The 24,295-nt window shown below is 76.9% G+C and carries 27 protein-coding genes, 1 tRNA gene and 1 other RNA gene; 14 read left to right on the top strand and 15 right to left on the bottom strand.

Translation table 11 applies throughout. The features are described 5' to 3' along the window. The first annotated feature begins 163 nt into the window (after positions 1–163). The gene (locus BM048_RS02725; RefSeq protein WP_139224278.1) at positions 164–943 is read left to right on the top strand and encodes an endonuclease/exonuclease/phosphatase family protein; all 780 of its coding nucleotides are present in this window, start codon (positions 164–166) and stop codon (positions 941–943) included. A gap of 128 nt (positions 944–1,071) precedes the next feature. Continuing rightward, positions 1,072–1,770, top strand: coding sequence for a hypothetical protein (locus BM048_RS02720; protein ID WP_139224277.1), 699 nt, complete (start codon positions 1,072–1,074; stop codon positions 1,768–1,770). 22 nt (positions 1,771–1,792) lie between these two features. Here the strand turns inward: BM048_RS02720 and BM048_RS17635 are convergent, their stop codons facing one another. Continuing rightward, entirely contained in the window at positions 1,793–1,966 is a 174-nt protein-coding gene (locus tag BM048_RS17635) for an SPOR domain-containing protein (RefSeq protein WP_139224276.1), read from the bottom strand. Between the two features lie 53 nt (positions 1,967–2,019). On the opposite strand from BM048_RS17635, the gene map reads away from it, so the two are divergent. Further along, positions 2,020–2,889, top strand: coding sequence for a type I methionyl aminopeptidase (gene map / locus BM048_RS02715; RefSeq protein ID WP_090030616.1), 870 nt, complete (start codon positions 2,020–2,022; stop codon positions 2,887–2,889). Further along, positions 2,886–3,794: a polyphosphate--glucose phosphotransferase gene (gene ppgK / locus BM048_RS02710; protein WP_090030615.1), complete on the top strand. Its 909-nt coding sequence runs from the start codon at positions 2,886–2,888 to the stop codon at positions 3,792–3,794. Before map ends, ppgK begins: the two co-directional genes overlap by 4 nt. A gap of 39 nt (positions 3,795–3,833) precedes the next feature. Here ppgK and BM048_RS02705 read toward each other — a convergent pair whose 3' ends face one another. From BM048_RS02705 to rnpB, 4 genes are all read right to left on the bottom strand, one after another. Next, positions 3,834–4,244 carry a TfoX/Sxy family protein gene (locus BM048_RS02705; protein ID WP_090030613.1) on the bottom strand — a complete coding sequence of 137 codons (411 nt, stop codon included), beginning with the start codon at positions 4,242–4,244 and terminating at the stop codon, positions 3,834–3,836. A gap of 25 nt (positions 4,245–4,269) precedes the next feature. After that, positions 4,270–4,476, bottom strand: coding sequence for a hypothetical protein (locus BM048_RS17630; protein ID WP_139224275.1), 207 nt, complete (start codon positions 4,474–4,476; stop codon positions 4,270–4,272). 89 nt (positions 4,477–4,565) lie between these two features. After that, the gene (locus BM048_RS02695; protein ID WP_090030611.1) at positions 4,566–4,811 is read right to left on the bottom strand and encodes a hypothetical protein; all 246 of its coding nucleotides are present in this window, start codon (positions 4,809–4,811) and stop codon (positions 4,566–4,568) included. Between the two features lie 102 nt (positions 4,812–4,913). After that, an RNA gene (gene rnpB, locus BM048_RS02690) (RNase P RNA component class A) lies at positions 4,914–5,312 on the bottom strand. Positions 5,313–5,407: 95 nt separating this feature from the next. On the opposite strand from rnpB, the gene BM048_RS02685 reads away from it, so the two are divergent. Together BM048_RS02685 and BM048_RS02680 are read left to right on the top strand one after the other, a co-directional pair. Then, positions 5,408–6,229: a YaaA family protein gene (locus BM048_RS02685; protein WP_175499224.1), complete on the top strand. Its 822-nt coding sequence runs from the start codon at positions 5,408–5,410 to the stop codon at positions 6,227–6,229. After that, positions 6,226–7,404 carry an SLC13 family permease gene (locus BM048_RS02680; protein WP_090030609.1) on the top strand — a complete coding sequence of 393 codons (1,179 nt, stop codon included), beginning with the start codon at positions 6,226–6,228 and terminating at the stop codon, positions 7,402–7,404. The genes BM048_RS02685 and BM048_RS02680 overlap by 4 nt, the downstream gene beginning before the upstream one ends. Before the next feature lie 58 nt (positions 7,405–7,462). Here BM048_RS02680 and BM048_RS02675 read toward each other — a convergent pair whose 3' ends face one another. The 8 genes from BM048_RS02675 to BM048_RS02640 all read right to left on the bottom strand — a co-directional run bounded on the left by BM048_RS02675 (position 7,463) and on the right by BM048_RS02640 (position 13,397). Next, a complete protein-coding gene (locus BM048_RS02675) occupies positions 7,463–8,200 on the bottom strand; it encodes a histidine phosphatase family protein (RefSeq protein ID WP_090030608.1) in 738 nt (245 codons plus the stop codon). Positions 8,201–8,243: 43 nt separating this feature from the next. Beyond that, a complete protein-coding gene (locus BM048_RS02670; RefSeq protein ID WP_090030607.1) occupies positions 8,244–9,014 on the bottom strand; it encodes a zinc ribbon domain-containing protein in 771 nt (256 codons plus the stop codon). Beyond that, a complete protein-coding gene (locus tag BM048_RS02665) occupies positions 9,011–10,294 on the bottom strand; it encodes a Nif3-like dinuclear metal center hexameric protein (RefSeq protein ID WP_090030605.1) in 1,284 nt (427 codons plus the stop codon). Before BM048_RS02665 ends, BM048_RS02670 begins: the two co-directional genes overlap by 4 nt. Positions 10,295–10,324: 30 nt before the next feature. Further along, on the bottom strand, positions 10,325–11,374 hold the full coding sequence (locus BM048_RS02660) for a zinc-dependent alcohol dehydrogenase family protein (RefSeq protein ID WP_090030604.1): 1,050 nt from the start codon (positions 11,372–11,374) through the stop codon (positions 10,325–10,327). 37 nt (positions 11,375–11,411) lie between these two features. Continuing rightward, on the bottom strand, positions 11,412–12,239 hold the full coding sequence (locus tag BM048_RS02655; RefSeq protein WP_139224274.1) for a hypothetical protein: 828 nt from the start codon (positions 12,237–12,239) through the stop codon (positions 11,412–11,414). A gap of 120 nt (positions 12,240–12,359) precedes the next feature. Beyond that, positions 12,360–12,433: transfer RNA gene (locus tag BM048_RS02650), tRNA-Val, on the bottom strand. 11 nt (positions 12,434–12,444) lie between these two features. After that, positions 12,445–12,870, bottom strand: coding sequence for a redoxin domain-containing protein (locus tag BM048_RS02645; protein ID WP_342351379.1), 426 nt, complete (start codon positions 12,868–12,870; stop codon positions 12,445–12,447). 104 nt (positions 12,871–12,974) lie between these two features. After that, positions 12,975–13,397 carry a DUF3052 domain-containing protein gene (locus tag BM048_RS02640; RefSeq protein WP_090030600.1) on the bottom strand — a complete coding sequence of 141 codons (423 nt, stop codon included), beginning with the start codon at positions 13,395–13,397 and terminating at the stop codon, positions 12,975–12,977. A 455-nt stretch (positions 13,398–13,852) separates the two neighbouring features. On the opposite strand from BM048_RS02640, the gene aceE reads away from it, so the two are divergent. Beyond that, positions 13,853–16,594 carry a pyruvate dehydrogenase (acetyl-transferring), homodimeric type gene (aceE, locus tag BM048_RS02635; RefSeq protein ID WP_090030942.1) on the top strand — a complete coding sequence of 914 codons (2,742 nt, stop codon included), beginning with the start codon at positions 13,853–13,855 and terminating at the stop codon, positions 16,592–16,594. Positions 16,595–16,732: 138 nt separating this feature from the next. Here the strand turns inward: aceE and BM048_RS02630 are convergent, their stop codons facing one another. Then, positions 16,733–17,455, bottom strand: coding sequence for a hypothetical protein (locus tag BM048_RS02630; protein ID WP_090030598.1), 723 nt, complete (start codon positions 17,453–17,455; stop codon positions 16,733–16,735). A 158-nt stretch (positions 17,456–17,613) separates the two neighbouring features. Between BM048_RS02630 and BM048_RS02625 the strand changes: the two genes are divergently transcribed. The 7 genes from BM048_RS02625 to BM048_RS02595 all read left to right on the top strand — a co-directional run bounded on the left by BM048_RS02625 (position 17,614) and on the right by BM048_RS02595 (position 23,742). After that, a complete protein-coding gene (locus BM048_RS02625) occupies positions 17,614–18,831 on the top strand; it encodes a PucR family transcriptional regulator (protein ID WP_090030596.1) in 1,218 nt (405 codons plus the stop codon). Positions 18,832–18,977: 146 nt separating this feature from the next. Further along, on the top strand, positions 18,978–19,961 hold the full coding sequence (locus BM048_RS02620; protein ID WP_090030595.1) for an ACP S-malonyltransferase: 984 nt from the start codon (positions 18,978–18,980) through the stop codon (positions 19,959–19,961). Continuing rightward, on the top strand, positions 19,958–20,962 hold the full coding sequence (locus BM048_RS02615) for a beta-ketoacyl-ACP synthase III (protein ID WP_090030593.1): 1,005 nt from the start codon (positions 19,958–19,960) through the stop codon (positions 20,960–20,962). Before BM048_RS02620 ends, BM048_RS02615 begins: the two co-directional genes overlap by 4 nt. Before the next feature lie 182 nt (positions 20,963–21,144). After that, positions 21,145–21,393 carry an acyl carrier protein gene (locus BM048_RS02610; protein ID WP_090030591.1) on the top strand — a complete coding sequence of 83 codons (249 nt, stop codon included), beginning with the start codon at positions 21,145–21,147 and terminating at the stop codon, positions 21,391–21,393. 88 nt (positions 21,394–21,481) lie between these two features. Beyond that, on the top strand, positions 21,482–22,726 hold the full coding sequence (locus tag BM048_RS02605; protein ID WP_090030589.1) for a beta-ketoacyl-[acyl-carrier-protein] synthase family protein: 1,245 nt from the start codon (positions 21,482–21,484) through the stop codon (positions 22,724–22,726). A 139-nt stretch (positions 22,727–22,865) separates the two neighbouring features. Continuing rightward, positions 22,866–23,267 (top strand): cupredoxin domain-containing protein, encoded by a 402-nt coding sequence (locus BM048_RS02600; protein WP_139224273.1) that lies wholly within the window; start codon positions 22,866–22,868, stop codon positions 23,265–23,267. An 82-nt stretch (positions 23,268–23,349) separates the two neighbouring features. Beyond that, a complete protein-coding gene (locus tag BM048_RS02595; protein WP_090030586.1) occupies positions 23,350–23,742 on the top strand; it encodes a hypothetical protein in 393 nt (130 codons plus the stop codon). Positions 23,743–23,794: 52 nt separating this feature from the next. Here BM048_RS02595 and BM048_RS02590 read toward each other — a convergent pair whose 3' ends face one another. Then, complete coding sequence (locus BM048_RS02590) at positions 23,795–24,295, bottom strand: DUF3145 domain-containing protein (protein WP_090030584.1); 501 nt, start codon at positions 24,293–24,295, stop codon at positions 23,795–23,797.

The raw sequence follows: 24,295 nt of genomic DNA, 5'->3' as shown, positions 1-24,295 counted from the left end.
TCGCCGCCGGCGTCGGCGCGGGTCGGGCCGGGCTCGCGCACGCGCTGGCCTTCCGCGTCCCGCTCGCACTGGGGCAGGTCGTCGTCGGGGCGGCGCTGCTCGTCGCCGGTCGCGGACGCGCGCCAGATGGGGCCCCGCCGGCGGGCGGGAGGTCCTGCGGGGCGTGGGGGCCGGGCTCGTCGTCGGCGGCCTGGCACACGTGCCGGCGCTCGTCGCGCGCCGCCGGCCGCTGCCCGGGCACGGGCCGGAACCGGGCGACGACGCCGTCGCCGACCTGACGGTGCTGGCGTTCAACACGCTCGAGGTCGTGCCGGCCGCGGTGCTGGCCGACCTCGTCGTCGCGCACGGGGCGGACGTGGCCGTGCTGCCCGAGACGACCCGCGCCACCGCGGGTGCGGCGGCCGCGGTGCTCGCCGACCGCGGGTGGCCCGTGCGGTGCCTCGTCGCGGACGGGCGCCGGTCCGGCCCGACGGCCCTGCTGCTGGCCGAGCGGCTCGGGCCGCGCGCGGTCGAGACCATCCCCGGGGCGATGGGCGGGCTCGCCGCCCGTGCGCAGGACCCCGGCTCGCCGGTGCCGCTCGTCGTCGCCGCGCACCCGGAGGCGCCGGGGGCCCTGCGCCTGCTGGCCGCCTGGCGGTCCGAGGGGCGGGCGCTCGTCGAGCGGTGGCGCGACGAGCCCGGTCTCGTGCTCGCCGGCGACCTCAACGCCACGCTCGACCACCCGTGGATGCGGCGGTGGGAGCCGGCGGTGGACGCGGCGCGGGCCGTCGGCCGCGCGACCGCCGGGACGTGGCCCGCATGGGCCGCCTCGTGGTGGTCGGCACCGATCGACCACGTGCTCGTCGACCCGCGGGCCTGGCGGGTGCTGTCGGTGCGGGTGCTGCCGGCTACCGGCGGGTCCGACCACCGACCCGTGCTCGCGCGCCTGCGCGCACGCACCTGAGGCCGCGGGTCGACGTCGGCCCGGCATCAGGGTGACGGGGCGGCGCACCCCTGCCAGGATCGGGCCAGGACCGCGGACCTCGTCGACGACCCGCGCCGCACCGCGGGCCCGCCGCCGTGGAGGCGACCATGGACGTGTCGCTGGTGCCCGCCGTGCTGCTCCTCGCCGCCGGCCTCGTCCCGCTGCTGGCCTCGCTGGGGTCCGGACCGGGCCCGCACGGCAGCGCGGCCGCCGCGGGCGACGACGGGCGGTGCCTGGCCTCCGCGGCGCTCCTCGGCGCGGCTGCACTCGTCGCCACCGTCCCGGCCCTCGACCGGGTCCCGGAGCAGGCGGCGGCCGCCGCGCTGCTCGCCGCGCTCGAGGTCCTCGGTGCCGCCGCCGGCGCCTGGCCCCTGCGCCGGTCGTGGTGGCCGGGCGTGGTGGCGCACGTCCTCGCCGCCGTCCCGGGGGCCGGTGCTGCCCGGCTGGGTCGTGCCGCCCGCGAGCGCGCCCGCCGTGCCGCCCTCGCGCGCGGGCTGCGGCGACGGGCGGCGGCCGCGACGCCGCTGCTCGCCCCCCGCCTGCGCGCGCTGGCCGACGCGCTGGACGACCGCCGCCTGGCGACGGACCCGGGACTCGTCCTCGTGCTGGGCAGGCTCGAGGCGGCGGCGGCGGGGCTGGACGTGCTCGCGGAGGAGCACGCCGCCGGCGACGTGCGGCTGGCCGGCGCGGTGTCGGCGCTGCTGACCGGCGCGGGCGACGACGTCGCCCGGCTGCGCCGCAGGGCCGACCGCGAGGCGCGCGCCCGGGCCCTCGGGACCGGCGAGCTCGCGCTCACGGACCGCTGAGGCGCCGCGGGGCGCTGGGGGGTCAGGAGCGCTGCGCGTCCTCGTCGTCCCAGGCCTGCGTGCGCGCCTTCGCCGTCTCGAGCGCCTTCGCGGCCTCCCCGCGCGTGGCGTAGGGACCCATGAGGTGCGACCAGTCGCTCTGGCGGCCCTCCTCGACCTCGTGCGTCCGCGTGTTGTACCAGTACCCGTCCGCCACGTCGCGGCTCCTCTCGTCGTCCCTGCGCTGGTCGGCGTCCCTAGACTGCCACCATGCCCGTCCACGCGCCGCGCGCGGCCCTCACGCCCGGGGTCGTCTCGCCCCGTCGGCCGGTGCCGCCGCAGATCGCCCGCCCCGAGTACGTCGGCCGCCCCGCCCCGCAGCCGTGGACCGGCAGCGACGTCCTCGACGCCGGCACCGTCGAACGCGTGCGGGTGGCGTCGCGGCTCGCGGCGCAGGCGCTGGCCGAGGTCGGTCGGCACGTCGCGCCCGGCGTCACGACCGACGAGCTGGACCGGGTGGGGCACGAGTTCCTCCTCGACCACGGCGCGTACCCCTCGACGCTGGGCTACCGCGGCTTCCCCAAGTCGCTGTGCACGTCCGTCAACGAGGTGATCTGCCACGGCATCCCCGACTCGACGGTCCTGCAGGAGGGCGACGTCGTCAACGTCGACGTCACCGCCTTCGTCGGCGGCGTCCACGGCGACACGAACGCCACGTACGCGGTGGGCGAGGTCGACGAGGAGACGGCGCTCCTCGTCGAGCGGACCGCCGAGGCGCTGCGCCGGGCCATCGGCGCGGTCCGCCCCGGCCGCGAGGTCAACGTCATCGGCCGCGTCATCGAGCGGTACGCCGCGCGGTTCGGCTACGGCGTGGTGCGGGACTACACCGGCCACGGGGTGGGGCCCGCGTTCCACACGGGGCTGGTCGTCCCGCACTACGACGCCGCCCCCGCGTACGACCGCGTCATCGAGCCGGGCATGGTCTTCACCATCGAGCCCATGCTCAACCTCGGCACCCCCGACTGGCGCACCTGGGACGACGGCTGGACCGTGGTCACCGCGGACGGGCGTCGCAGCGCCCAGTTCGAGCACACCCTTCTGGTCACCGATGACGGAGCGGAGATCCTGACGCTGCCATGAGCAAGGACAAGAAGCACAAGCACAAGCACGAGAAGCACGGGCACGACGAGCACGAGCACGACGGGCACGGGCACGGGCACGGGCACGACGACGAGGGCGCCGACAAGCACGACCGCCGCTCGCTCGACACCGCGACGGTCCCGGCCGCGCTGGCCTTCGGCGTCGACATCGGCGGCAGCGGCATCAAGGGCGCGCCGGTCGACGTGGCCTCCGGCGCCTTCGAGCGAGACCGCGTCCGCATCCCGACGCCGCAGCCGTCGACGCCCGAGGCGGTCGCGCGGACCGTGGCGGAGGTGGTCGCGAGCTTCGACCTCGCGCCCGACGTGCCGCTCGGGGTGACGTTCCCCGCGGTGATCCTGCACGGCGTGGCGCAGTCCGCGGCCAACGTCGACAAGTCCTGGATCGGTACGGACGTGGAAGGCGTCGTCGCGGAGGCGACCGGGCGCCACGTGCTGGCCGTCAACGACGCCGACGCCGCCGGCTTCGCCGAGGTGCAGCACGGTGCGGCGAAGGACGTGCGCGGGGTCGTGCTCGTCGCGACGCTCGGCACGGGCATCGGCAGCGCGCTGTTCGTCGACGGCCGCCTCGTGCCCAACACGGAGCTCGGCCACCTCGAGATCGACGGGCACGACGCCGAGAGCCGCGCAGCCGACTCCGCCCGCGACCGCGAGGGCCTGGACTGGGAGCAGTGGGCGCAGCGCCTGCAGCGCTACTTCTCGGTGGTCGAGAACCTGTTCTGGCCGGACCTCATCGTCGTCGGCGGCGGGGTGAGCAAGAAGCACGAGAGCTTCCTGCCCCTGCTGGACCTGCGGACGCGGATCGTCCCCGCGGCCTTGCGCAACGACGCCGGCATCATCGGCGCGGCGGCACTGGCCGCGCAGGTGCACCAGGAGGAGCGCCGCTGACGGGCGTCCCGCCGCGACGCGGGCGGCGGGCGCCGCGGCCTAGGACCGGGCGGCCCGCCGTCGGCGCGCGCGCGTCCCCGCGTCGGGCAGCGCGCCGAGCACGCGCGCGCGGGCGACGCCGCGGTCGACCCACTCCTCGAGCTCGTCGTCGTCTTCCAGCACCTCCGCCAGGACGCGCACCCATCCCGGCGAGCCCTCCTGGCCGCCCATGACGAAGGGCTCGACCCCGGGCTCGCGCAGGAGCCCGGGCCCCTGCGAGGGGTCCACGCGCACGAGCAGCCCGTCGCGCATGACGGCGACCGCCATGACCCCGTCGAGCATGACGGCGGTCCCGCCGAACATGCGCTTGGTCTCGCGGTCCTCGTGGTGCGCGGTCAGCGCGTCGACGCGCGCGAGCAACCCGTCCCGCGGCGCGCTCCCGCTCGTGCCCGTACCCCTGCCCCCAGCCATGCCACCGATCGTGGCAGAGGCCGGCTCAGGGCGACAGGAAGCTGGCGGGGTCGGTGTCGGTCCCCTCCTCGCCGAACGACCGGGCGACGGCGTCGTCGTCCTCGCGCTCGGCGCGCACCTCGTCGATGCCGGGGTCGCCGAGCGCGTCGGGGGCGCTGTCGGGCCCGGGCGCGCGCTCCACGTCCTCGCCGGTCACGCTCGCGTCGGGCAGGGGGATGTCGGACTCGGTCACGATCGCCTCCGTCTCGCGCCGCCTGGTCGCGGCCCCTCCGACGCTAGGCGTGGCCCCCCGGCCCCGCACGACGAGGGCCGCGCGGGCGGTCAGCGCCGCCGGACCAGCAGCGCCGCGCACACGGCCGCCGCCAGCCACCCCACGACCACGACGACGTCGCCCTCGTTGATCCCGTGCGACTGCGTGATCGTCACGAGCACCGGCCCGGCCCACGGACCGTGCCCGGCGAGCAGCAGCAGCGCGAACCCGGACACGACGAGCAGCAGCACGCCGACGAGCAGGCGCTCCCGCACCCGCGTCCGCCCCTGCTCCCGCTCCCGCTCCGACACCCGCATCGGACGAGCCTAGACGCGGGCGCCCCGGTGCCGGGGAGGTGCCGGCGGAGGTGCCCCGTGCGCTCGGCCACACCGGCGCCGGGTCCGGGCGCCCGTGCGGGGCGGATGAGTCGGTCGGTACGCCGGGTTCTGTCCCCGCACCCGGTTGCCCCGGTGCGGGTGGCGACCATCCATCTACGACGTGCGTCGCCGCACGCCTCCAGCGGCCTACCCGGGAGCTCGGGCGGGCAGCCCTCGAGCGCTCCCTGTCTGGCCTTGCTCCGGGTGGGGTTTGCCGAGCCGCACCGGTCACCCGGTGCGCTGGTGGTCTCTTGCACCACCGTTTCACCCTTACCGCCCTGCCCCCGGCGGACCGGGGACCGGGAGGCGGTCTGTTCTCTGTGGCACTGTCCCGCGGGTCACCCCGGGTGGGCGTTACCCACCACCCTGCCCTGCGGAGCCCGGACGTTCCTCGGCGGACCGGTGCGAGCACCCGTCCGACGCGGCCGCCTGACCGACTCATCCGCGCGGCCAGCCTAGCCCGTGCGCGGACCACCTCCGCACCCGCTCGCGGCCGCGCGGCCGTGCCCCGCCGACGGAGCACCTACGCTCCCGTCGTGCTCCTCGTGCTGCCCCCGTCGGAGGGCAAGCGGCGCCCCGCCGCGTCCGCCCCTCCCCTCGCCCTCGACGCGCTGCACGCCCCGGCCCTGACCGGCGCGCGCGCCGAGGTCCTGGCGGCCTTGGTCACGGCCAGCGGGCGCCCCGACGCCGCGGCGGTGCTCGGCACCGGTCGCGCGCTGGCCGACGAGGTGCGCGCCAACACGGCGCTCGCCACCGCCCCGGCCGCCCCCGCCCGCGGCGTGTACAGCGGCGTGCTCTACGCGGCGGCCGGCCTCGACCGCCTCACCGGCGGCGCCCGCGCCCGTGCGGCGGCGTCCGTGCGGACGGTCTCGGCCCTGTTCGGCGTCCTCACGCCCGAGGACCCCGTCCCCGCCTACCGGCTGTCGATGGGCACCACGCTGCCCGGGCCGGGTCCGCTGGCGTCCTTCTGGCGTCCCCACCTGGCCCCCGTCCTCGACGCGGCCGCGCTCGACGACGACGCCGGCGCCGGCCTCGTCGTCGACGTCCGCTCCGCCGCCTACGCGGCGGCGTGGCGCCCGCCGCGCGGCGCCTCCTGGCTGACCGTGCGCGTGGAGCAGGACCTCGGGGGCGTGCGGTCCGTCGTCTCGCACCACGCCAAGCACGCCCGCGGCCTGCTCGTACGGCACCTGCTCGTCCGGCGCGGCCGCGCGCCCCGGGACGCCGACGAGCTGGCCGACGCCGCCGGCCGCCTCCCGGGACCGGCCGACGCGGGGACGCCCGGCGTGCTCGGGGTCGAGCTGGGCCCGGCCGTCGCGCGCGGGCCCCGGACGCTGACCCTCGTGGTCGGCGCGGCATGACGGGCGGCCGCACCCGGCGGCCCGTGCCGTGGTGGGCGGCGACCCTCGTCGTCCTGCCCGTCCTGCTGCTGACGGGGTGGCTGCCCCCCGACGCCGCGCGCGGGCTCGCCGACCGGACCGTGCCCGTGCTCGTGCTCGTCGCGGCCCTGTCGCTGCTCGCCGAGCTCTGCGCCGCGGCGGGGCTGTTCGACGCGGCCGCGGACCTGGCGGCACGGCTGGGACGCGGCCGGCGGCCGGTCCTGTGGGGCCTGGTCGTCGTGCTCGCCGTCCTGGCGACCGCCGTGCTGTCGCTCGACACGACGGCCGTGCTGCTCACGCCGGTCGTGGTCGCGCTCGCACGACGCACCGGCAGCGACCCCCTGGCGTTCGCGCTGCTGGTGCTCGCGCTGGCCAACACCGCGTCCCTCACGCTGCCCGTCGCCAACCTCACGAACCTCCTGGCCGCCCACGCGCTGGGCAGCACCGGCACGTCCTACGTGCGGCTCATGGCCGCCCCCGCGCTCGTGGCGGTCGTCGTCACCGTCGCCCTGCTGGCGCTGCGGGACCGCCGCGGGGTCGCCGGCCGGTACGAGGTCCGACCGGGGCGGGCGGCACCCGACCGCCCGCTCCTGCTCGTGAGCGCGGCCGTGACGGGGCTGCTGGCCGTCGCGTTCGTCCTGGGGCTGCCGACCGCGCCCGCCGCGGTCGTCGCCGCCGTGGCACTCCTCGTCGCGACGCGCCTGCGCCGGCGGCCGTTGCCCGGCACCCCGGGCCAGCTCGTGCCGTGGCGGACGCTGGTGCTGCTGGCCGGGCTGTTCGCGGCCGTGGAGGCTGCGCACCTCGCGGGGGCGACCGCGCCGCTGACGGCCCTCGCCGGCGACGGGCACGACCTCGGCGCCCTCCTGCGCCTGGCCGCGGCCGCCGCGCTGGCGGCCAACGCCGTCAACAACCTGCCCGCCTACCTCGCGCTGGAGCCCGCCGCCGGCGGGGACCCCCTGCGGCTCGCCGCGGTCCTCATCGGCACGGGGGCCGGGCCGCTGCTGACGCCGTGGGGCTCCCTGGCCACGATCCTGTGGTGGCAGCGCTGCCGCCAGGTCCTGCTCGCGGTGCCGCTGCGGACCGTCGTCGGGCAGGGCCTGCTGCTGGCACCGCCCGTCGTCGCCACCGCCGTGCTGGCCCTCGCCCTGACGGGCTGACCGGCCCGACGAGCGGCCCGACGAGCGACCCGACGACCGGCCCGACGAGCGCCCCGGCTCAGGCGGCCGGGGCCCCCGGCGCCGACCAGCCCTCGCTCGGCACCCCGACGACCGCGATCTCGTGCCGGCGGTCCTCGTACAGCCGGATGATGCTCACCGAGGCGGGGGCCACGCGGAGCTGGCTCCACGACGAGGGCTGCGCGCCCATGGCGGTGCCCAGCGCGGCGCGGATGGCGACGGCGTGGCTCACGACGACGACCGTGCGGTCCGTCCCGGCCGCCAGGAGCGCGTCCAGCCCGGCCTGCAGCCGCCGGCCCACGTCGGCGATGGACTCCCCGCCGGGCGGCCGGTGGTCGCCCTGCACGTGCCACGCCTCGAGCCGGCCGGGCCACCGGGCCTCGATCTCCTCGGCCGTCAGCCCCTGCCACTCGCCGAAGTCGGCCTCCTGGAACGTCGCGTCGGTGCGCGGCTCCAGCCCGAGGCGCGCCGCGACGACGCCCGCCGTCTCCTGCGTCCGCACCATCGGCGACGCCACGAGCTCGGACGGGTAGGGCATGTCGCCCCACAGGTCGCGGCCGACCCGGTCGACGAGCTCGGCGACGGCCGCCGCCTGCGCCCGCCCGTGGTCGTCGAGCGGCGGACCGGGCTCGCTCGATCCCGAGTAGCCGCGGCTGACGGTCATGGCCGTGCGCCCGTGCCGGACGAGCACGACCGTGCACGGCTGCGACTCGTCGAAGCGCGGGCTGGCGCCCGACGGCCGTCCCGGCTCGCCGCCGCGTGCGGGTCCCTCGGTCATCGCTCCCCCTCGTCCGTCCGGCCGCGCGGGTGCGGCCGGGTGCTCACGCCCGGCCGGAGACGCCGGGCGCCGCGGGCTCGTCGGGGGCGAGCCGCACCAGGATGCGCCCGCACTCCTCGCACCGCACGACCTCGTCGGCGGGCCTCTTCGCGATGCCGGCCAGGTCGAGGGGGTTGAGCTCGAGGCGGCAGCCCTCGCAGCGCCGGCCGCGCAGGGCGGCGGCACCCGACCCGCCGAGCTGGGCGCGCAGCCGCTCGTAGAGGGCGACGAGCGCGACGTCCAGCCCCGCGGCCTGCGCGGCGCGCTGCTCCCGCAGGCCGGCGGCCTCGGCGTCGATGGTCGCGGCCTCCGCGTCGCGCTCGGCCTCGACCACCCGGACCTGCTCGGTCAGCGCGTCGTGCGCGGCCGTGAGGTCCGCCAGCGCGCCCTCGTGCGCCTCGAGGCGCTCCATGGCCTCCAGCTCGACCTCCTCGAGGTCCGCCTGGCGGCGGGCGAGCGCCTCCAGCTCGCTCGTGAGCGCCTGCGCGTCCTTGGCGCCCACGCCGCCCGACTCGAGGCGCGCCTGGTCGCGCGCGGCACGGGTGCGCACCTGGGCGACGTCCGCCTCGGCCTTGGCGACCTCGCGCCGGAGGTCCCCCACCGCGGTGCGCGAGGTGACGAGCGCGCCGTGCAGGTCCTGCACCTGGGTGCCCAGCTCGGCCAGCCGGGCGAGGGCCGGCAGGGTGCGCCGGCGGTGCGCGAGCTGGTCCAGCCGCGTGTCGAGCGCCTGCAGGTCGAGCAGGCGTCGCTGGTCCGCGACGGGGGCGGTGGTCACAGGGTCCCTCCCGGTGCCGCGTCCACCCGGGCGGTCCAGGGATCGGTGCGCAGCGTGCTGACGTGGACCTCCACCGTAGCGCCCGCACCGGCCAGGTCGGCCGTCAGCGCCGCCGCGGCGAGCGGCAGCCACGGCCACTCCGACGCGGCGTGCGCCGCGTCGACGAGGTACGGAGTGGCCGCCGGGCGGCGCCCCGTGCGCGCCTCGAACAGCGCGCGCTCGCGCGCCTCCGACGCCGGGTGGTGGCGCAGGTCCGCGGTGACGAAGGCGTCCGCCCCCGACGCGCGCACCTCGTCGAGCAGGCTGTCGCCCGACCCGCCGCACACGGCGACCGTCCGCACCTCGCCGTCGGGCTCGCCCGCGTACCGCACGCCGCCGGCCGTGCCGGGCAGCGCCTCCGCGACCCGCCGCGCCAGGGCGTCCAGCGTCAGCGGCGCGGGCAGCGTCCCGACGCGACCCAGGCCGGTCGACCCCGGCAGGTCGGCGAGCTCCAGGACGTCGAACGCGGGCTCCTCGTAGGGGTGGACGGCGCGCAGGGCCGCCACGACGGCCGCCCGCCGGTGCCGCGGCAGCACCATCTCCACCCGGGCCTCCGCCACCTCGGCACGCCGGCCCACCTCCCCCCGGGCCGGTCGGGCACCCGGGCTCGGCTCGAAGGTGCCCGTCCCCGTCGTCGTCCAGGCGCAGCGCGTGTAGTCCCCCAGCGCGCCGGCGCCCGCCGCGGCGAGCGCGTCGACGAGCCGGTCCGCGTCCTCGACGGGCACGAACGCGACGAGCGTGTCGAGCGGGTCGGCGGGTGCGGGGGCGAGCGGGCGCAGGTCGCGCAGCCCGATCGCGCGGGCGAGCGCCTCGTTCACGCCCTCGGCGGCGGCGTCCGCGTTCGTGTGCGCCGTCAGCAGCGCGACGCCGCCCCGGACGAGCCGGTGCACCAGGGCGCCCTTCCAGGTGTCGGCCGCGACGCCGTGCACGCCGCGCAGCAGCAGGGGGTGGTGCACGACGAGGAGGTCGGCACCGGCCGCGAGCGCCTCGTCGACGACGTCGGCCGTCACGTCCACCGCGAGGTGCACCCGCCGCACCGGCTCGGCCGGGTCCCCGGCGACGAGGCCCACGCGGTCCCACGCCACCGCGGTCCGGCCCGGGTAGCGCCGCTCGAGCACCGCGACGACCTCCGCGAGCGTCGGCGTGCGGGACGCGCCCCCCGACGACGCGCCGCCCGGGGACGTGCCACCCGACGGGCCCGTGGACGTCGAGGGGGTCGCGCCGGGCGTCGGGGTGCTCACGGGCGGCACGCTACCGCCGCGCCGGCGGCCTCACGGACGCAGCATGACCTTGACCGCGCGGCGCTCGTCCATCGCACGGTAGGCCTCGGCCACCTCGGCGAGCGGCAGGGTCAGGTCGAACACCCAGCCGGGCTCGATGCTGCCCGCCCACACGTCCTCGAGGAGCTCGGGCAGGTACGCCCGCACGGGCGCGATGCCGCCGCGCACGCCGACGTTCGTCGAGAACATCTGCTGCACGGGCAGCTCGGGGCCGCCCGCCGGGACCCCGACGAATCCGACCGTCCCGCCGGGACGGGCCGTGTCCAGCGCCTGCTGCATGGACTCCTTGCTGCCCACGCACTCGAGGACCGCGTCCGCGCCGGTCCCGTCGAGCAGGTCGCGCACGGCGGCGACACCCTCCGCACCGCGCTCGGCGACGACGTCCGTCGCGCCGAAGGAGCGCGCCAGGTCCTGCCGGGTGGCGTGCCGGGACATGACGACGACGCGCTCCGCGCCGAGCCGGCGGGCCGCGATGGTGCCGCACAGGCCGACGGCGCCGTCGCCGACGACGACCACCGTCGACCCCGGCACCACGCCGGCCGCCCGGGCCGCGTGGTGCCCGGTGCCCATGACGTCGCTCAGCGCGAGGACGTGGGGCAGGAGCTCCGGCGACGGGTGCTCCGGCGTGGCGACGAGCGTGCCGTCCGCGAGGGGGACGCGCACGCGCTCCCCCTGCCCCCCGTCCGAGGGGATGCCCTCGTGGTCCGGCGCGCCCCACCAGCCCACGTGCTCGCAGGAGGTGTGCACCCCGCGCCGGCAGTGCCGGCACGTGCCGTCGGAGATGGTGAAGGGCGCGACGACGAACTGCCCCTCCCGCACCCGGCGGACGTCGGCACCGACCTCCTCCACCACGCCGACGAACTCGTGCCCGATGCGGCGCGGATCCGGCGTCGGCCGGACACCGCGGTAGGGCCACAGGTCGGAGCCGCACACGCAGGAGGCGACGACGCGCACGACGGCGTCCGTCGGCCGACGCACGTGCGGGTCCGGGACGTCCTCGAGGCGGATGTCGGCGGGTCCGTGGATCAGGGTGGCGCGCACGTCGCGAGCGTACGGTCGCCGGCCCGGGCGCGCGCCGTCAGCGGCCGGCGACCGCCGTGCCGGCGTCGGCGGGCCGGGCCGGGTCGGTCGGCGCGGACGCGGGTCCGGACGTGGACCCGGGCGCGACGGCCGGGGCGACGGGACGGGGGTCGACCACCGCGTGCAGTGCCGCCCACAACGCGAGCGACGCGCCCAGCAGCTCGAGCGTCTCCTCGAGGGCCACCAGCACGTAGTAGGGCGACGGCGGGACGTCCTGCCCCATCACGAGCCCCTCGGCGAACGAGCCGCCGACGGACTCCACCCCCAGCGCGCCCGTGAGGAACACGAGGCCCGCCAGCACCAGCCGCAGCCGCAGCCGCGGCTCCACGTCGCGCGCGACGACCACCAGGCCGACCGCGACCGCCGCCGCGAGGAGCGCACCGGGCAGCACCCAGGCGAAGGTCGGACCGCCCGAGCCGAGGACGAAGTTGCCGACGAGCGACAGCGTCTCGTGGAGCTGGGCCCCCTCGTCGGCGCTGAGGAACACCGCGACACCGGTGAGCACGAGGTACGCCCGCCGCCGCCGGCCCGTCCGCTGCAGCGCCCCGACGCCCAGCGCCACGGCGAGCGCGAGCAGCAGCGTCACGGAGTACCAGGACCACAGGTTGCCCTCGCGGTCGGGGTCGAGGAGCCGGATGACCGTCAGGGCGATCCGGCCCGCGTCCTGCTCGACGATGCCATGCACGTCCCGGTACCAGGCGCCGACGGAGCCCGCGACCACGACCGCGACGCCGACGGGCACCACCCGCGCGAGCACCCGGCGGGGCAGGTGGTGGAGCGCGGGCGACGGCGACGGTGACGCTGAGAGTGACGCGAGGGTGAACACGCGGAGAACGGTAACCGCGGCCGGGTGACGCCACCCGGCCGGCTGCGGGACGTCACCCGACGGTGTGGCCGAGGTCTCACGCGGCAGCGCGCACCGGTCGGCGGGGTGGAGAGGGTGCGGTGGGCCCGGCCGGTCTCGAACCGACGACCTCCGCGGTGTAAACGCGGCGCTCTGACCAACTGAGCTACAGGCCCGTGTGCGGGCGTCAGCCTACGAGGTCGGCGACGGCCGCACGGTAGGCGTCGAAGGGTCGGGCCCGACCCGACGGGCCCAGCACCGACCAGCGCAGGACGCCGCCAGCGTCGAGGAGGAAGCTGCCGCGGCGCGCCACGCCGTTGACCTCGTCGAAGGCGCCGAGGGCCCGCGCGGCCGCGCCGTGGGGCCAGAAGTCGGACAGCAGGTCGAGGCCGACGCGCTCCTGCTCCGCCCAGGCCCGCAGGGCGGGCACCGGGTCGCACGACACGGCCAGCACGCGCACCCCGGTCGCCTCGAGCGAGCCGAGGCCGTCGCGCAGCTCGCCGAGCTCGGAGGTGCACGTCCGGGAGAAGGCGTACGGGAGGAGGACGAGCAGGGCCGGCGCCCCGCGCAGCCCCGCGAGGGGCACCGGCGTGCCGTGCGTGTTTGGCAGCACGAGGCCGTCGAGCCGCGGCCCCAAGTCCTCGCCGACGGCGGGCGCACCGGGCGCACCGGCGGCACCTGGCGCACCGACGGCAGCGGGCGCGTCGGCCCCCGGCGTCACTTCCCGCGGCCGCGCGTGCCCAGCCGCGTGGCGGACCAGTCGGGGGCGACCGCGAAGGTCGTCATCGCGTGCAGGCCCGAGGTGGTGGCGGCCTCCTGGATGTCGCTGTGGGGGACGTGCCCCGGCCGCCCGGCCTTCGGGGTGAGCACCCAGATGGGCCCGTTGTCGTCGAGGACCGTCAGCGCGTCGACGAGGTAGTCCGTCAGGTCCCCGTCGTCGTCGCGGAACCAGATGATCGCGCCGTCCGTGACGTCGTCGTACTGCTCGTCGACGAGCTCGGAGCCCGTGATGGCCTCGAGGTCGGACCGGAACGTCTCGTCGACGTCGTCGTCGAAACCGAGCTCCTGGACGGTCTGCCCCCTCGTGAAGCCGAGGCGGCCTGCCGCGCCGGTCCCGGCGTCGTCCGCGGTGGATGCCACGTCCTGATCGATCCCTTCCCTCGGCGCCGGACCTCCGGCACCCGCTGGCAGCGGGCCGTGCGGCCCGGCTGCGTTGACCGCTCACCGTAGCCCACCGCACCCGCGCTGACCTGGCAAGCCCTGCCCGACCCCGTCACCCGCGCCGGGTCCCGCGAGGCCCGCCGGAGGGCCGACCGCAGGGACGGACCGGGGCGGTCCGACGAGGTCATGGGAGGTCCTGTCGCCCACGTCACGCCCGCGCGGGGGTGCCCGGTGTGACTTTCACCCGCGCAGGGCCGGATGATGGTCATGACAGCGACCGTGCCGGGTCGCGCCGGCGCCGCAGGGGGTGCCCGGCACCCCCGGCGGCGCGGTCCGTGGTGGGCGCCGTCGCCGGCGGTGCGTGCCGCTCACCCGGCAGGCAGCAGCCCCGCCGGCTGCAGACGAAGGAAGCACCGACGAGCAAGGAGCACTCCGTGGCTTCGATCGACGAGACGGGCCCGCTCATCGGCGGCCTGCTCAGCCAGGTCCCCGACATCGACCCCGAGGAGACCCAGGAGTGGCTCGACTCCCTGGACGGCCTCATCGGCGACAAGGGCGGCCCCCGCGCGCGCTACGTGCTGCTGAGCCTGCTGCGGCACGCACGGCAGAAGAACGTGGCGATCCCGACGTCGCTCAACACGCCGTACGTCAACACGATCGCGGTGCACAACGAGCCGTACTTCCCCGGCGACGAAGCCATCGAGCGGCGCTACCGGTCCTGGATCCGTTGGAACGCCGCCGTCATGGTGACGCGCGCCCAGCGCCCGGGCATCGGGGTCGGCGGGCACATCTCGTCCTACGCCTCCGTGGCGACGCTGACCGAGGTCGGGCTCAACCACTTCTTCCGCGGCAAGGACCACCCCGGCGGCGGCGACCAGGTCTACTTCCAGGGGCACGCCTCCCCCGGCGTCTACGCCCGCGCCTTCCTCGAGGGCCGGCTGTCCGCCGACCAGCTCGACGGCTTCCGCCAGGAGCGGTCGCACCCCGCCGGCGGCCTGCCGTCCTACCCGCACCCGCGCCTCCTGCCCGACCTGTGGGAGTTCCCCACCGTCTCCATGGGCCTCGGCCCGGCGAGCGCGATCTACCAGGCGTGGACGAACAAGTACCTGCACCACCGCGGCATCAAGGACACCTCGCAGCAGGACGTGTGGGCCTTCCTCGGCGACGGCGAGATGGACGAGCCCGAGTCGCGCGGCATGCTCCAGCACGCCGCCCAGCAGGGCCTGGACAACCTGACGTTCGTCGTGAACTGCAACCTGCAGCGCCTCGACGGCCCCGTCCGCGGCAACGGCAAGATCATCCAGGAGCTCGAGGCGCAGTTCCGCGGCGCCGGCTGGAACGTCATCAAGGTCATCTGGGGCCGCGAGTGGGACACCCTGCTCAACGCGGACAAGGACCGCGCGCTCGTCAACCTCATGAACGTCACGCCGGACGGCGACTTCCAGACGTTCCGCGCCGAGAACGGCGCCTTCATCCGCGAGAACTTCTTCGGCCGCGACCCGCGCACGAAGGCGCTCGTCGAGAAGATGACGGACGACGAGATCTGGGCCCTCAAGCGCGGCGGGCACGACTACCGCAAGCTCTACGCCGCCTACAAGGCCGCGCGCGAGCACACGGGCGCCCCGACGGTCATCCTCGCGCACACCATCAAGGGCTACGGCCTGGGCTCCGGGTTCGCCGGGCGCAACGCCACGCACCAGATGAAGAAGCTCAAGGCCGACGAGCTCAAGACGCTGCGCGACAGCCTGCACATCCCGGTGAGCGACGGGCAGATCGACGCCGACCCGTACCTGCCCCCGTACTACAACCCGGGGCCGGAGGACGAGGCGATCCGCTACATGCTCGACCGCCGCAAGGCGCTCGGCGGGTTCGTGCCGGAGCGCCGCTCCGTGCACAAGCCGCTCGCGCTGCCCGAGCCGAAGGCGTACGAGGGGCTGGCCAAGGGCTCGGGGCACCAGGAGGTCGCCACGACCATGGCGCTGGTGCGCCTGTTCAAGGACCTGCTGAAGGACAAGGAGCTCGGCAAGCGGCTCGTCCCGATCATCCCCGACGAGGCGCGCACGTTCGGCCTGGACTCGATCTTCCCCACCGCGAAGATCTTCAACACCAACGGGCAGAACTACCTCGCCGTGGACCGCGAGCTCATGCTGAGCTACAAGGAGTCCGAGTCCGGGCAGATCATGCACACGGGCATCAACGAGGCGGGGTCGGCCGCGGCGTTCCAGGCCGTCGGCACCTCCTACGCCACGCACGGCGAGCCCCTCGTGCCGTTCTACTTCTACTACTCGATGTTCGGGTTCCAGCGCACCGGGGACCAGTTCTGGGCCGCGGGCGACCAGCTCACGCGCGGGTTCCTCGTCGGGGCCACGGCCGGCCGCACGACGCTGACGGGCGAGGGCCTGCAGCACGCCGACGGCCACTCCCCGCTGCTGGCCGGCACGATGTCGCACGTCGTCCACTACGACGCCGCCTACGGCTACGAGCTGCGGCACATCGTGCGCGACGGCCTGCAGCGCATGTACGGCGACGACGGCCGCGACCCCGACGTCATCTACTACCTCACGGTCTACAACGAGCCGATCGTCCAGCCGGCCGAGCCGGAGGGCGTGGACGTCGAGGGCATCCTGCGCGGCGTCCACCGCGTGGCCGAGGCCGAGGGCGACGGGCCGCGCGCCCAGATCCTGGCCTCCGGCGTGGCCGTGCCGTGGGCGCTCGAGGCCCGGCAGCTCCTCGCCGACGACTGGGGCGTGCGCGCCGCGGTGTGGTCCGTGACGAGCTGGAACGAGCTGCGCCGCGACGGCCTGGCCGCCGACGAGCACACGTTCCTGCACCCCGGCGAGGAGCCGCGCCAGGCCTACCTGACGCAGCGGCTCGCCGGTGCGGAGGGTCCCTTCGTCGCCACGACGGACTACGACCACCTCGTGGCCGACCAGGTCCGCGCGTGGGTGCCCGGCGACTACGCGACGCTCGGCGCGGACGGCTTCGGCTTCTCCGACACGCGCGCCGCCGCCCGGCGCTGGTTCAAGATCGACGGCCCGTCGACCGCCGTGCGCGTGCTGCAGCAGCTCGCGCGGCAGGGCGCGGTCGACGCCGACGTCCCGGCGCGGGCCATCGAGAAGTACCGGCTGCACGACGTGGCCGCCGGCACCTCGGGCAACGCGGGCGGGGAGTCCTGACCGCGGCGCCGAGCGCCCGACGCACGACGAGGGGCCCGCTCCGACCGGACGGTCGGGGCGGGCCCCTCGTCTTCGCCGCCGGCGGTCTGCGTGCGACGACGTGTGGTGCAGGTGGCGGTGGTGCCGGTGGTGCGGCCGTCAGGCGCCGGCCGGCGAGCCGCCGGCCGGCGAGCCCTCCGCGCGGGCGACGAGCGCCTGCAGCTCGGTGCGCAGGTCCGCCACGGCGCGCTGGCGCGGGTGCAGGTCGAGCGCGGCGATGTGCTGCTTGGCCTCGCCCGGACGGTCGGCCTCGAGCGCGGCCAGCACCAGCTCGCGCGCGACCTCGGGGTCGTGCTCCTTCGGGCGCCAGTGGCCCACGCCGAGGTTGAGCGCCTCGACGGGTCGGCCGGCCTGGCGCAGGAGCCCGACGGCGGCGACCAGGGCACGGCCCGAGTGGTCGCGCTCGACCGCGGTCGACAGGCGCCGCGCGGCGCCCTCGGGGTCGTCGCGGACGGACAGCCGCGCGACCTCGACGAGCGGGTACCACGCCCGGGGGTTGCCCGCCAGCTCCTCGCCCAGCGACCAGACGGCCAGGTCGGCCGCCTTCTGCCGCTCGGCGTCGCGGTCGGCCGTCACGGCCTCCTCGGCGTGGCCGGACAGCGGGTCCTCGTGGGCGACGGCCTCGGCCGCACGGCGACGGACGATCTCGGCGAGGGCGACGAAGGCCTTCTCGTCGTTCGGGTCGTCGCCGAGCATCGAGCGCAGCGCGTCCTCGTGCAGGGTGTCGCCGCGGCGTGCGGCGCCGGTCGGCCGGCGGGCGCCGACCCGCGACGCGGACACCGGCCGCCGCATCAGCTGACGGAGTCGGGGCAGCAGAGCCATGCGGCGACACTAACGGGGAATCGCCCGCGCCACCCCATCTGCAGGCCAAGAACGGGTGCGACGGCGCCCTCCCTCCGCTCGGCGGGACCCGGCCGCAGGGCCGTCCACCCGGCCGCAGGTTTGTCGACTCCCCACAACCCTCCCCCTATGCTCGCGCCATGACCTCCGCAGCCGGCCGGGTCGCGGCCGCGGTCGACGACGGGCCCACCACCCCGGGCACCGAGACTCAGCGGCGCGTGCGGGACGGCGCCGGGCTGCTGGCGGCCGCCGCGCTGCGCCGCCTGGACGCCGACCTCGACTGGTACCGCCAGCTCCCGGCGGACGACCGCTCGTGGGTCGGCCTCGTCGCGCAGGCCGGCATCACGGCGTTCGTCACGTGGTTCGCCGACCCCTCCCGCCCGCCGCAGGGCGTCGGCGAGATCTTCGCGACCGCCCCGCCCGAGCTGACGCGGTCCATCTCCCTGCAGCACACCCTGCAGCTCGTGCGCGTCGTCGTCGACGTCGTCGAGACGCACTCCGACCAGCTCGCCGCCCCGGGCGAGGAGCGCGCGCTGCGCGAGGCCGTGCTGCGCTACTCCCGCGAGGTCGCCTTCTCCGCCGCCGAGGTCTACGCCCGGGCCGCGGAGGTCCGCGGGGCGTGGGACGCGCGGCTGGAGGCGCTCGTCGTGGACTCCCTCGTGCGCGGGGACGTCGACGACTCCCTGCGCTCCCGGCTCGGGGCCCTGGGCTGGCGCGCCCGCGGCGCCGCGCTCGTCGTCGTGGGCACGACCGCCTGGCCGCTGGACGGGGTCCGCGCCGCCGAGCTCCGGCGGGCCACGCGCCGGGCCGCCGACGACGCGCTCGTCGGGATCCACGGCGACCGGCTCGTCGTGTTCCTCGGCGGCACGGGCGACCTGCAGGCCGGCGCGCGGTCGCTGCTGCCGCGGTTCGGGCCGGGGCCGGTCGTCGTCGGGCCCGCCGTCACCGAGCTGGCCGACTACCCGCGGTCGGCGCGCGCGGCGATGGCGGGGCTGGCCGCGGTCGCCGCGTGGGACGGCGCGCCCCGGCCCGTCGCGGCCGACGAGCTGCTCCCCGAACGTGTGCTCGTCGGGGACCTCGAGGCCCGCGCCGCGCTCGTCCGGCAGGCCTACGCACCGCTGGCCGCCCACACCGGGGCGCTCCTGGAGACCCTGGCCGCGTACCTCGGCGCCGGGCGGTCGCTCGAGGCGGCGGCCCGCACCCTGTACGTGCACCCCAACACCGTGCGGTACCGGCTGCGGCGGGTCGCCGAGACGACGGGCTGGGACCCGCTCGACGCGCGCGAGTCCTACGTCCTGCAGACCGCGCTCGCCGTCGGCCGCCTCGGCGACGCGACGGCCCGGGTCCCGTCGGCCTGACCCGCGCACCCGTCCGGCAGGGCGACGGCACCGCCCCTACCGGTCGGGCGCTCCCGCGGCCGTTGTAGAGGTAGGACAACGTCACCCGGAAGAGTTGGTGCCCGCCGTGACCCGGCGGCCCCCGGCGCTGACGGCAGGCTGAGGAGGTGCTCGCCCTCCTCTGCCCCGGTCAGGGTGCCCAGTCCCCCGGCATGCTCGCCCCGTGGCTCGAGCTGCCGGCGGTCGCGGCGGCCGTGGACGCCGCCTCCGAGGTCACCGGCCTCGACCTGCGCGCGCACGGCACGACGTCGGACGCCGCGACCATCCGCGACACCGCCGTGGCGCAGCCGCTGCTCGTCGCCTCCGCGCTGGCCAGCCTGCGGGCCGTCCTCGACCTGGCGCCCGACGAGCCCCTCGCCCCGGCGGTGCCCGCCGCGGCGGACCTCGTCGCCGGGCACTCCGTCGGCGAGCTGGCGGCCGCCGCGATCACCGGGGTGCTCACCGAGGCCGAGGCGCTGCGCCTCGTCGCCGTGCGCGGGGACGCGATGGCGCGCGCCGCCGCCGCGGCGCCCACCGGCATGTCCGCCGTGCTCGGCGGGGACCCCCAGGAGGTCCTGGCCGCGCTGGCCCGGCACGGCCTCGTGGCCGCCAACGTCAACGGCGGCGGGCAGGTCGTCGCCGCGGGCACCCTCGACGCGCTGGCCGCGCTCGCCTCCGACCCACCCGCGAAGGCGCGCGTCGTCGCCCTGCAGGTCGCCGGGGCCTTCCACACGTCCCACATGGAGCCCGCGGTGGCGGAGCTGGCGGCGGCCGCCGGCCGCCTCGTGCCCGGCATGCCGGTGGTGACCCTGCTGTCGAACGCGGACGGCACCGCGGTGGGCACCGGCACCGACGCCCTCGCCCGGATCGTCGGGCAGGTCGCGCGGCCGGTGCGGTGGGACCTGTGCCAGGAGGGGCTGCTCGCGCTGGGCGTCACCGCCGTGCTGGAGCTCGCGCCGGGCGGGGTGCTCACGGGTCTGGCCCGGCGTACGCTGCCCGGGGTCGAGACCCTGGCGCTGAAGTCGCCCGACGGGCTCGACGCCGCACGCGCCCTCGTCGCGGCGCACGCCGGGGGCGCCGCCACGGACCCCACCGAGAGGCTCGAGCAGTGACCCGTCCCACCCTGGCCCAGGCCTCCACACCCGCCGCCTCCCGGATCCTCGGGCTCGGCGGCGTGCGCGGGGAGAGCACGGTCACCAACGACGACATCGCGGGGCCGATCGACTCCTCGGACGAGTGGATCCGCCAGCGCACGGGCATCGTCACCCGCCGTCGCGCCGGCGCGGGGACCGACGTCATCGACCTCGCCGAGGGTGCCGCCCGTGCCGCGCTGGCCGACGCCGGCCTCGAGGCCTCGGACGTCGACGCCGTCATCCTGTCCACGGTGACGTGGTTCCACCAGACCCCGGCCGGCGCCGCGGTGCTCGCCGACCGCATCGGCGCCACCCCCGCCGCCGCCTTCGACATCTCGGCCGCGTGCGCCGGGTACTGCTACGGCATCGGCCAGGCGGACGCGCTCGTCCGGTCCGGCGCCGCCCGGCACGTGCTCGTCGTCGGCGCGGAGAAGATGAGCGACTTCGTCGACCCGACGGACCGGTCGATCTCGTTCCTCCTCGGCGACGGCGCCGGCGCGGTCGTCGTCGGGCCCTCGGACACGCCGGGCATCGGCCCGACGGTGTGGGGCTCGGACGGCGGGCAGGCCAGGGCCATCCGCCAGACGCACTCCTGGCTCGACGTGCGCGACGCGGACGCCGGCTGGCCCACGCTGCGGCAGGAGGGCCCGTCGGTCTTCAAGTGGGCCGTCTGGCAGATGGCGCCCGTCGCGCAGAAGGCGCTCGACGCCGCCGGGGTGACCGCCGAGGACCTCGACGCGTTCATCCCGCACCAGGCGAACATGCGGATCATCGACCAGCTCGTCAAGCAGCTCAAGCTGCCCGAGCACGTCGTCGTCGGCCGCGACATCGCCGACACCGGCAACACGTCGGCCGCCTCGATCCCCCTGGCCGCCGAGCGGCTGCGCCGCGAGGGGCAGGTGGCGCCGGGCGCCCTGGCCCTGCAGATCGGCTTCGGCGCGGGCCTCGTCTACGCCGCCCAGGTCGTCGTCCTGCCCTGACCACCACCGGTCGCGTCCCGGGCCGGACCACCCCCGTGTGGTAGACCCGGGCCCGCACGGCCGCAGCAGCACCGCGGCAGCCCGGGCGGCAGGGAGCCAGCACGAGCGAGCCGGACCACTGCCGCACCACCTGCAGCACCACCCCGCAGCACCGACCGCACCACCGACACGAGGAGAGACCGATGGCGTACAGCGAGCAGGAGATCCTGGCCGGACTGGCCGAGATCGTCGCCGAGGAGACCGGCCTTCCCGCGGACTCCGTCCTGCCCGAGAAGTCCTTCACCGACGACCTGGACATCGACTCGCTGTCGATGATGACCATCGTCACCCTCGCCGAGGAGAAGTTCGACGTCACCATCCCGGACGACGAGGTCAAGAACCTCACGACCGTCGGCGACGCCGTCACCTACATCTCCGGCGCCCAGTCCTGACACCCGCGGGCCCCGGTCCGGCCCCCACCGGCCGGCCGGGGCGCCGGCAGGACCCCGCCCCACCGCCCACCGCTGCCAGGAGGACCCCATGAGCCCCGCCCGCGACGTCGTCGTCACCGGACTCGGCGCGACCACCCCGCTCGGCGGGGACGTGGCGAGCACGTGGGCCGCCGCCCTCGCGGGTGAGTCCGGCGCCCGGACGCTGGAGAACGACTGGGCCGACCGGTACGAGATCCCCGTCCGCTTCGCGGCGACGATCAAGGTCCCGCCGACGGAGGCGCTGTCGCGGCCCGAGACCAAGCGCATGGACCCCTCGGCGCAGTACGCGGTCATCGCGGCGCGCGAGGCGTGGGCCGATGCCGGCAGCCCCGACGTGGACCCGCTCCGGCTCGGGGCGGTCGTCTCCTCCGGTATCGGCGGCATCTGGACGACGCTGGACGCCTGGGACACCCTGCAGAGCAAGGGTGCGCGTCGCGTCCTGCCGATGACCGTCCCCATGCTCATGCCCAACTCTCCGTCGGCGTTCGTGTCGCTCGAGCTCGGGGCGCGCGCCGGGGCGCACGCCCTGGTCTCCGCCTGCGCCTCCGGTGCCGAGGCCATCGGCTACGGCGTCGACATGATCCGCTCGGGCCGCGCGGACGTCGTCGTCGCGGGCGGCACCGAGGCGACCATCCACCCCATGCCGATCGCGGCCTTCGCCGCCTCGCGGACCCTGTCGCTGCGCAACGACGACCCCGCGCACGCCTCGCGGCCCTACGACACGGCCCGGGACGGGTTCGTCGTCGGCGAGGGGTCGGGCGTCGTCGTGCTGGAGTCCGCCGAGCACGCCGCCGCCCGGGGCGCGCGGGTGTACGCCCGCATCGCCGGGGTCGGCCTGTCGGCCGACGGGTACCACATCACCTCCCCCGAGCCGTCCGGGGACGGGCAGGTCCGCGCGATGCGCGCGGCGCTGGCCGAGTCGGGCGTCGCCGCCGCGGACGTGCGGCACGTCAACGCCCACGCGACGTCCACGGTGGTCGGCGACCTCATCGAGGCCCGCTCGATCCGCGGCGTGCTGGGCGACGACGCCGACCACGTCGCCCTGTCCGCGACGAAGTCCATGACCGGGCACCTGCTGGGTGGCGCCGGCGCCCTCGAGACGATCTTCACCGTGCTGGCGCTGCACCACCGCCTGGCGCCCCCGACGATCAACGTCGAGGACCCGGACCCCGAGCTCGTCCTCGACCTCGTGCGGGACACGCCGCGGCCGCTCGGCGACGGCGACCTGGCGGCGGTGAACAACTCCTTCGGCTTCGGCGGCCACAACGTCGCCCTCGTCGTCACGACCGTCTGACGCCCGTCCTCCCGTCCGCGAACGGCGCGGACGTGGCCGCGGCCTGAGAGCCGAGGGCGCGCCCGTGCCCGCCCGGTGCTTGCGGGCGAGGCCTCGTGTCAGCAATGGTTGTTCCCTCAACAGATCGGAGGGTGCTCCCATGAGGAGGAGGTCCCTGCTGGCCGGTGCCGCCGTGGTGCTGCTCGTCACTGCCGCCTGCGGTGGTGCCGAGGAGGAGGCCGCGGGCACCCCGGGGCCCGCGGTGGAGGGCACGGTGCTCGTCGCCACCCTCGGGACCGCAGAGGACCCGGACGCCTTCGAGATCCTGCTCACCGACGAGGCGGGCACCGAGGTGACCACGCTCCCGGCCGGCGAGTACACCGTCCGGGTCGAGGACGCCACGACGATCCACAACTTCCACCTGACGGGCGCCGGCGTCGACGAGACGACGTCCGTCGAGGGCACCGAGGACACGACCTGGCAGGTGACCTTCGAGCCGGGCGAGTACACGTACACGTGCGACCCGCACCCGCCGATGACCAAGACGTTCACGGTCTCCTGAGGGCGGGGTCGCGGTGCGCGAGAGGGGCCGCGGGGGCGCGCCCGGCCGTGCCGGCGGGCGGCCGCCGGGCGCGCGGACGGGGGTGGTCCTACGCGTCCTCGGCGCCCTGGCCCTCGGGGTCTCGGGCTGGGTGCACCTCCGCATCGCGCTCGACCGGCCACCGCCGACGGCCGACGGCGCGCTCACGCTCAGCGGGCTGTTCGCGGCCCAGGCGGCGGTCTGCGCGGTCGTCGTGCTGGCCGTCCTGGGCCGCGGCAGCCGGGCCGCGTGGACGGCGTTCCTCGTCGTGGCGGCCGCGTCGGTCGTCGCCCTCGTCGCGAGCGTCTACGTGCGGGTGCCCGCCATCGGCCCGCTGCCCGCGATGTACGAGCCGCTCTGGTACGGCGACAAGTACGTCGCCGCGGGCTCCGCGGCCGTCGCCGTGGTCGTCGCCCTCGCGGCGCTGGCCGCCCGGGGCCGCCCGCGACGCCGCTGAGCGACCGAGCGGCTCGGAGCCCCCGCTCAGCGCGGCGGCTCGGCGCGCCCGCTCAGCCCACGCGGTGCAGCCAGCGGACGGGGGCGCCGGCGCCGGCGTAACGGAAGGGCTCGAGCTCGTCGTCCCACGCCTGGCCGAGCGCCAGGTCGAGCTCGGCGCGCAGCCGCTGCGGGTCGGCCGCGTGCTCGAGCGCCGCACGCACCCGGTCCTCGGGCACGACGACGTTGCCGTGCACGTCCGTGGCGGCGTGGAAGATGCCGAGCTCCGGCGTGTGGCTCCAGCGCGACCCGTCGGCGCCGGGGCTGGGCTCCTCGGTCACCTCGTAGCGCAGGTGCGCCCAGCCGCGCAGCGCGGACGTCAGGCGCGCCCCGGTGCCTTGCGGGCCCTGCCACGAGAGCTCGCTGCGGTGCAGACCGGGGCCCGCCGGCTGCGGGGTCCAGTCCAGCGCGACGCGCACGCCCAGCACGTTGCCGGCCGCCCACTCGACGTGGGGGCACAGCGCGCGGGGCGCGGAGTGCACGAAAAGAACACCGCGCGTGATCGAGCCTGCCAT

It is taken from the genome of Cellulomonas marina (assembly GCF_900111925.1).
Lineage (GTDB): Bacteria > Actinomycetota > Actinomycetes > Actinomycetales > Cellulomonadaceae > Cellulomonas > Cellulomonas marina.
Note: the sequence above shows the minus strand (reverse complement) of the source record. Positions and strands in the feature narration are given on the sequence as shown.

Excerpts from the sequence above, each read along its gene's own strand:
- BM048_RS02720 (WP_139224277.1), top strand. The coding sequence starts at position 1,072 with ATGGACGTGTCGCTGGTGCCCGCCGTGCTGCTCCTCGCCGCCGGCCTC.
- map (WP_090030616.1), top strand. The coding sequence starts at position 2,020 with ATGCCCGTCCACGCGCCGCGCGCGGCCCTCACGCCCGGGGTCGTCTCG.
- ppgK (WP_090030615.1), top strand. The coding sequence starts at position 2,886 with ATGAGCAAGGACAAGAAGCACAAGCACAAGCACGAGAAGCACGGGCAC.
- BM048_RS02705 (WP_090030613.1), bottom strand. The coding sequence starts at position 4,244 with ATGGCTGGGGGCAGGGGTACGGGCACGAGCGGGAGCGCGCCGCGGGAC.
- BM048_RS02695 (WP_090030611.1), bottom strand. The coding sequence starts at position 4,811 with ATGCGGGTGTCGGAGCGGGAGCGGGAGCAGGGGCGGACGCGGGTGCGG.
- BM048_RS02680 (WP_090030609.1), top strand. The coding sequence starts at position 6,226 with ATGACGGGCGGCCGCACCCGGCGGCCCGTGCCGTGGTGGGCGGCGACC.
- BM048_RS02675 (WP_090030608.1), bottom strand. The coding sequence starts at position 8,200 with ATGACCGAGGGACCCGCACGCGGCGGCGAGCCGGGACGGCCGTCGGGC.
- BM048_RS02630 (WP_090030598.1), bottom strand. The coding sequence starts at position 17,455 with ATGGCTCTGCTGCCCCGACTCCGTCAGCTGATGCGGCGGCCGGTGTCC.
- BM048_RS02625 (WP_090030596.1), top strand. The coding sequence starts at position 17,614 with ATGACCTCCGCAGCCGGCCGGGTCGCGGCCGCGGTCGACGACGGGCCC.
- BM048_RS02610 (WP_090030591.1), top strand. The coding sequence starts at position 21,145 with ATGGCGTACAGCGAGCAGGAGATCCTGGCCGGACTGGCCGAGATCGTC.
- BM048_RS02605 (WP_090030589.1), top strand. The coding sequence starts at position 21,482 with ATGAGCCCCGCCCGCGACGTCGTCGTCACCGGACTCGGCGCGACCACC.
- BM048_RS02600 (WP_139224273.1), top strand. The coding sequence starts at position 22,866 with ATGAGGAGGAGGTCCCTGCTGGCCGGTGCCGCCGTGGTGCTGCTCGTC.
- BM048_RS02590 (WP_090030584.1), bottom strand. The coding sequence starts at position 24,295 with ATGGCAGGCTCGATCACGCGCGGTGTTCTTTTCGTGCACTCCGCGCCC.